General features: G+C 36.8%; 7 protein-coding genes. All 7 read left to right on the top strand.

Annotated elements, in window-relative coordinates:
• Window positions 1–1551 (top strand): V-type ATP synthase subunit I (locus tag BM120_RS10455; protein WP_091995801.1); only part of this gene is annotated, 1551 nt, incomplete at its 5' end.
• Window positions 1552–1642: 91 nt separating this feature from the next.
• A complete protein-coding gene (locus tag BM120_RS10450) occupies window positions 1643–2128 on the top strand; it encodes a V-type ATP synthase subunit K (RefSeq protein ID WP_091995799.1) in 486 nt (161 codons plus the stop codon).
• Window positions 2129–2173: 45 nt separating this feature from the next.
• The gene (locus BM120_RS10445; protein ID WP_091995797.1) at window positions 2174–2719 is read left to right on the top strand and encodes a V-type ATP synthase subunit E; all 546 of its coding nucleotides are present in this window, start codon (window positions 2174–2176) and stop codon (window positions 2717–2719) included.
• A gap of 13 nt (window positions 2720–2732) precedes the next feature.
• Complete coding sequence (locus BM120_RS10440) at window positions 2733–3728, top strand: V-type ATP synthase subunit C (RefSeq protein ID WP_091995795.1); 996 nt, start codon at window positions 2733–2735, stop codon at window positions 3726–3728.
• On the top strand, window positions 3728–4051 hold the full coding sequence (locus tag BM120_RS10435; RefSeq protein WP_091995793.1) for a V-type ATP synthase subunit F: 324 nt from the start codon (window positions 3728–3730) through the stop codon (window positions 4049–4051). The genes BM120_RS10440 and BM120_RS10435 overlap by 1 nt, the downstream gene beginning before the upstream one ends.
• A gap of 17 nt (window positions 4052–4068) precedes the next feature.
• A complete protein-coding gene (locus tag BM120_RS10430; protein ID WP_091995791.1) occupies window positions 4069–5841 on the top strand; it encodes a V-type ATP synthase subunit A in 1773 nt (590 codons plus the stop codon).
• Window positions 5834–7105 (top strand): V-type ATP synthase subunit B (locus BM120_RS10425; protein ID WP_091995789.1); only part of this gene is annotated, 1272 nt, incomplete at its 3' end. The genes BM120_RS10430 and BM120_RS10425, both read left to right, overlap by 8 nt.

Here is a 7105-nt window from a genome sequence, read left to right as displayed (position 1 = left end):
CAGCCTATTTCTAATCTGGATATCAGCTTTGATGAGTTGGCAAATTTGAAACGCTTTGAGGGTGTTGTTGGAGGTGTTTCTGAGAAAGCATTGGAACCATTTTTGGATGAAATGAAGAAAATGGAGTACACTTATCATGAGGAGTTTGGACAAAATAAAGATGAACATCTATTCTTTGTATTAAGTGACAAGCGGGAAGCTGAAGAATTAAATGAAGCCTTTAGAGTGGGTAACTTTAATAAGTTAAAATTTGATTCAGATGACCTACCTATGAACAAGATTGAAGCCTTGACATCGGAAGTCAAGGAAATAGAAATTCAGAAGGCGTCTATAGAACAGAAAATAGCAGAAAAAGCCAATCTGGTTGACGATTTCAAATTAATGTATGATTATATAGGAAATTTAAAGGTTAGAGAGTCTGCTCAGAAGGATTTTATGACGACTGCTAGCGTTTGTATGATTAGTGGTTATCTTCCGGATTTTGAGGTCAAAAGATTTGAGCAATCTATTGAAAAAATTTCTGGTGAGGTCTATTCAATCGAGTATGAAGACGCAGAAAGAGATAGTGATGATGTTCCAATTTTATTAAAAAATAATAGGTTTGTAAGGATTTTTGAAGTGATAACATCCACATATGCGTTGCCAAAGTATAACGAAATAGATCCAACTCCATTATATGCACCGATATATGCATTTTTCTTTGGAATGATGTCTGCGGACTTTGGCTATGGAGTGGTATTATTTTTACTTACTACAATAGGATTAAGGGCTTGCAACTTTACTCCGGATATGAGAAAAAATGTTAGATTCTTTCAGTTATTGGGTATTTCAACAGCAATATGGGGATTTTTGTATGGCTCATATTTTGGAGCGAGCATACCGGGTATGTGGAGACTTTTAGATTTGGGTACTCAGTTTATGACTGTATTGGCAATATCTATAGCAATTGGAGGCATTCACTTGGCATATGCTCTTGCGATAAAAGCCTATATGCAAATAAGAGATGGTCAGTATGTCGATATGTTTTTTGATGTAATAGCATGGTATATAACTTTAGCTGGAATAATATTGTTCCTGTTATCCACAATGGGGGTTGTCAATCCGGCTTTATCAAACATATTTAAATATTGTATGATCATAGGTATAATTCTATTGGTAATAGGAGGAGCAAGAGGCTCAGAGGGAAATATTGCAGTTAGATTGGTTGCGGGAGTATATAATGTATATGGAATTTCGAGCTATATAGGTGACTTTGTTTCATACTCTCGTTTGATGGCATTGGGAATGTCTGGTGGATATATAGCATTTTCTGTAAATATGATAGCTGGCATGATGTGGGGTAGCCCAATTGGAATGGTAGCAGCCATATTTATTTTGATATTCTTCCATGCATTTAACTTATTTCTCTCTTGCCTAGGTGCTTATGTTCATGCACTTAGACTAATTTACGTGGAATTTTTTGGAAAATTCTATGAAGGTGGAGGAAAGGCTTTTAGATTCTTTAGAAATAAGACAAAATATATTAACCTTGATAGACATTATGAAGATTAATATATAAAAAACTGAAAAAATAACAAATAATAATGTGGAAAAATAAAAAGATAAAACGATTATTAAACAAGAAATTGAGGAGGTTATTTTTATGAATTTCGCAACATGGATAGTAGAACACGGTGGAGTAGTATTTGGATCAGTTGGTGTTGTTGCAGCAATGTTAGCAGCAATAGGTTCAGCAAAAGGGCTTTCAATAGTTGGACAAGCTGCATCAGGGTTGGTTCCAGAGGAGCCACAAAAATTTGGTAAGACACTTATATTACAGCTACTTCCTGGTACACAGGGATTATACGGATTCGTTATAGGTCTTTTAATACTTTTAAAATTAACAGGTGATATTCCACTAGAGCAAGGTATGTATTTAGCAGCAGTTGGTATGCCGATAGGATTTGTAGGCTGGGGTTCAGCCGTTTCTCAGGGGAAGGTTGCTGCAAGTAGTATAGGAATTCTTGCAAAGAATGAATCGCAGACTACAAAGGGTATAATTTACTCAGTAATGGTTGAAACTTATGCACTATTGGCATTCGTAATTTCACTTCTATTATTCTTTAAGTTTACTTCTTTCTTTGCTTAAAAAAATGCAAAAAGAAATTAAGTTTATAGAAAAGGAAGTGATGTTATGGCAGAACTAAGTAAACTGATTGATAGAATATTGGATGAAGCACAAAGATCTGCCGATGATATTCTATCCGAAGCGAAGGACAAGGTCAAAAAAATTGAACTAAGTTCTGAGAATCAGTGTGAGGCTAAATATAAATCTATGGTTGAAAAGGGAGTGAGAGAAGCTGATAGCTTGAAGGAGAGATTGGTTTCAAATGCAAACCTGAAGGCTAGAGATGGAGAATTAAAGGTAAAGCAAGAGGTAATTCAAAGAGTTTTTGAGGCTGCTTTGAGGGATATGAAAGATATTGGATCAGAAAAGTATGTGGAATACATCAAGAATAATTCGAATTTCTCAGAAGATTCCATTATAGTAGTACAGCAAGATAAATTGGATGCTGTAAAGAGTGCATTTCCCAATGCTAAGGTACTGGAGGATAGATTTACAGAATCTGGTTTTATAGAAATAACAGGTGGAATAGAAAAGAATTATACTTTTGACACTCAGCTTAACTATATAAAGGATGAGATACAGGGTGAAATTGCTAGGGTACTTTTTAAATAATAGGGGGTAGTTTATGGATAGATTGGATTACGCCCAGGGTGTAGTAATGGCGAGGGTTTATGAGAAAAGACTTCTCGACAAAGGAAAACTAGATAAGATGATCGATGCCAAAGATGCTGATGAAGCGTTTAAGATTCTTTTAGATTCAGAGTACATAAAGAGTTCGGAAGGTGTAGATGGTGTCAAAAACTATGAGCTTTTGTTGAAAAATGAAACTGCTAGAGCTTTTAAATTAGGAGCTGAGATGTTAAATGATAAGAGAATACTAGAAATTCTGTCATTGAAATATGACTACCATAATTTAAAAGTAATTGTAAAGGGCAAGGTTTCTGGAAAGAATTTTGATGACTTATTTATATATTCGAGTGATAATAATCCGGATAAGATAAGAGTTCAATTTGAAAGCGGGCACTTTACAAATACAAAAAGTGAATTTATCAAAGCCTTGAGAAGCGGTGAAGCTATCTTTGAAGAAACAAATGATCCTCAGATGATTGATATAGTTATAGACAGAGCATATTATTCACATCTCAAGGATGTTTCAGATTCATTGGCGATAAATTTGTTTAGTGAGTACGTTAGCTCGAGTATAGATTTCTTTAATATATCATCGATGCTAAGGGCAGTAAAAATGGGTAAATCTCAAAGCTTCCTAAGTCAAATTTTGGTTGAAGGTGGAGGTGTATCTGTGGCTAGGTTGATTTCTTTATCAAGAGAGGATTTCGATAGAGTTGCAATGGCATTAAAGTCTGAAAAAGTAGGAAGAGCCTTATTGGAATGTGTTGATGAATACAAGGAAAAAGGAAGTCTCGGAGTAATTGACAATATGAAAGATATTTTCTTGAGTAGACTAAATTCTGATTCTAGATTTATTTCCTTTGGACCAGAGCCTATATTTGCATATCTTGTGGCAAAAGAAAAGGAAATTTCAATAATTAGACTGATACTAGTTGGAAAATTGAATAACATTCCATCTACTAAGCTTAGAGAGAGGTTGGGTGGTATTTAATGTATAAAATAGGTGCAGTTGGAGATAAGGATTCGATACTGGCATTTAAGTCGATAGGAATAGATGTTTTTCCAGCCATTGATGGAAAAGATGCCAGAAATATAGTAGATTCCCTTGCTGAGGAAAATTATGGATTGATATTTGTTACAGAGCATATTGCTCAGCATATTGAGGAAACTATATTGAGATATAAGAAAAAGCTTGTTCCGGCGATAATACTAATACCTTCTAATCAAGGTAGTCTTGGAATAGGAATGAATGATATAAATAAAAACGTAGAAAAGGCAGTTGGTAGTAATATATTTGCCAATTCTGATAAATAAGGAGGAGAGGCGACGTTATGGCAGGAAAAATAGTCAAAGTATCTGGTCCACTTGTTGTAGCAGAAGGAATGTCAGATGCTAATATTTACGACGTTGTAAAGGTATCTGATTCAAAGCTGATAGGCGAGATAATAGAAATGCGTGATGACAAAGCTTCAATACAGGTATACGAAGAAACAGCAGGAATTGGTCCTGGTGAACCAGTAGAAACTACAGGAGAACCACTGAGTGTTGAGCTTGGTCCTGGTTTAATTGAAAATATGTTTGATGGTATTCAAAGACCATTGGAAAAATTTAGAGCAGTTGCTGGGGATTTCCTTACAAAAGGTGTTGAAGTACCTTCACTTGATAGAGAAAAGAAATGGACTTTCCACGCTGAAGCAAAGGTCGGTGACAGAGTAGAAGAAGGAGATATCCTTGGATATGTTCAAGAAACTGAGGTTGTAAAGCATCTAATCATGGTTCCATATAGAATGGAGGGTGTGGTAGAAAGCATCGAGGAAGGTGATTTTACAGTTGTTGATGATATAGCTGTAATAAAAAATGATAAGGGCGAATCAAAGCCTGTACAAATGTTGCAGAAATGGCCTGTTAGAAGAAGCAGAAGAATAAAGGAAAAAATTGCTCCAAAGGTTCCTCTAATTACAGGACAGAGAGTTATAGATACATTCTTTCCAGTTACAAAGGGTGGTACTGCTTGTGTGCCGGGTCCTTTCGGTTCTGGAAAGACAGTTGTTCAGCATCAGCTGGCTAAATGGGCAGATGCTCAGATAGTTGTTTATGTTGGCTGTGGTGAACGTGGAAACGAAATGACAGACGTTTTGAACGAGTTTCCAGAGCTAATCGATCCACATACTGGTCAAACCTTGATGAAAAGAACAGTGCTTATTGCAAATACATCAAATATGCCGGTTGCTGCACGTGAAGCAAGTATATACACTGGTATAACAATAGCAGAATACTTTAGAGATATGGGATATTCGGTAGCTGTTATGGCAGACTCGACATCTAGATGGGCGGAGGCACTTAGAGAGATGTCTGGTCGTCTTGAAGAAATGCCTGGTGACGAAGGTTATCCAGCATACCTATCTTCTAGAGCAGCCGAATTCTATGAAAGAGCTGGTAAAGTTATCTGTAAGGGTAGCGACAGTAGAGAAGGTGCACTTACAATAATAGGTGCTGTATCTCCTCCAGGTGGAGATATATCTGAGCCAGTTTCTCAGGCGACATTAAGAATAGTAAAAGTTTTCTGGGGATTGAATGCAAATCTAGCCTATAGAAGACACTTCCCTGCGATTTCTTGGTTAGATTCATACTCATTATATCAGTCAGATGTAGATGAGTGGATGGGAGAAAATGTATCTCCAAAATTCCCTGAAAACAGAGCTGAAGCCATGGCATTATTGCAAGAAGAATCAGCTCTTCAAGAAATAGTTAGATTGGTAGGTAAGGACACCTTATCTGAAAAGGACCAGCTAAAGCTAGAGGTGGCAAAGTCAATTAGAGAAGACTACCTACAGCAGAATGCTTTCCAGGATGTAGATACATTTACATCTCTTGAAAAGCAAGATAAAATGTTGGACCTAGTTCTAAAGTTCTACAGTGAGTCACTTAGAGCTTTGGAAAACAAGGTATATTTAAAGGAGCTGATAGACCTACCAGTAAGAGAATCGATAGCTAGAGCAAAATATACTGAGGAAGCTAACATATCGAGATTAGATGAAATATCTGAACAAATAACTTCTGATATCAATGCATTAATTAATAGAGGAGGTGGGCTAGATGATTAAGGAGTACAAAACTATAAGAGAAATTGTAGGTCCACTTTTAATGGTAGATGGAGTAGAAGGAATAAAGTACGAAGAGCTTGTTGAAATCGAAATGCAAAATGGCGATATTCGTCGTGGTAGAGTTCTTGAAATCAATGGCGATAAGGCTATGGTTCAGTTATTTGAAGGCTCTGCGGGTATCAACTTGAAGGATTCAAAGGTTAGATTTTTAGGAAAGCCTCTAACTCTTGGTGTTTCTGAAGATATGATAGGTAGAGTATTTGATGGAATGGGTAATCCAAAGGATGGTGGTCCTGAGTTAATTCCAGATGATAAGCTAGATATCAATGGTATTGCAATAAATCCAGTTGCAAGAGATTATCCGTCAGAGTTTATACAGACAGGTGTATCTGCAATAGATGGATTAAATACGTTGGTTAGAGGGCAAAAGCTTCCTATATTCTCAGGCTCAGGACTTCCTCATGCCAATCTAGCATCTCAGATAGCTAGACAGGCAAGAGTTTTGGGGACGGATGAAAAGTTTGCTGTTGTATTCGCAGCCATAGGTATCACATTTGAAGAAGCACAGTTCTTTATTGATGACTTCAAGAAAACTGGTGCGATAGACAGAGCTGTACTATTTATGAATTTGGCAAATGACCCAGCTATTGAGCGTATATCAACTCCTAGAATGGCACTTACTTGTGCAGAGTATCTTGCATTTGAAAAGGGAATGCATGTGCTAGTAATATTGACAGACCTGACTAACTACTGTGAAGCACTTCGTGAAATTTCTGCGGCTAGACGTGAGGTTCCAGGAAGAAGAGGTTATCCAGGTTACTTATATACCGACCTTTCGACTTTGTATGAAAGAGCCGGAAGAATTAAGGGTAAAAAAGGATCTATCACACAGGTTCCTATTCTGACGATGCCAGAAGACGATAAAACACATCCTATCCCTGACTTGACAGGATATATCACTGAGGGTCAGATAATTCTTTCTAGAGAGCTATATAAGAAGAATTTGATGCCTCCTATAGATGTTTTACCATCTCTATCAAGACTTAAAGACAAGGGTATTGGTGATGGGAAAACTAGAGAAGACCACGCAGATACTATGAATCAGTTGTTTGCAGCCTATGCAGCAGGTAAAGAAGCAAAGGAGCTTCAGGTAATACTTGGAGAATCTGCACTTTCAGAAACAGACAAGGCGTTTGCTAAATTTGCTGATCAGTTTGAAAGGCTATATGTTTCTCAGGGCTATGGAACTAACAGAACGATTGAA

This window comes from Peptostreptococcus sp. D1 (assembly GCF_900112955.1).
Taxonomy (GTDB): Bacteria; Bacillota; Clostridia; order Peptostreptococcales; family Peptostreptococcaceae; genus Peptostreptococcus.
The sequence above is the reverse complement of the archived record's forward strand: the minus strand, read 5'-3'. Positions and strand labels throughout refer to the sequence as shown.

Coding starts and splice junctions, on each gene's coding strand:
- BM120_RS10450 (WP_091995799.1), top strand. CDS start 1,643: ATGAATTTCGCAACATGGATAGTAGAACACGGTGGAGTAGTATTTGGA.
- BM120_RS10445 (WP_091995797.1), top strand. CDS start 2,174: ATGGCAGAACTAAGTAAACTGATTGATAGAATATTGGATGAAGCACAA.
- BM120_RS10440 (WP_091995795.1), top strand. CDS start 2,733: ATGGATAGATTGGATTACGCCCAGGGTGTAGTAATGGCGAGGGTTTAT.
- BM120_RS10435 (WP_091995793.1), top strand. CDS start 3,728: ATGTATAAAATAGGTGCAGTTGGAGATAAGGATTCGATACTGGCATTT.
- BM120_RS10430 (WP_091995791.1), top strand. CDS start 4,069: ATGGCAGGAAAAATAGTCAAAGTATCTGGTCCACTTGTTGTAGCAGAA.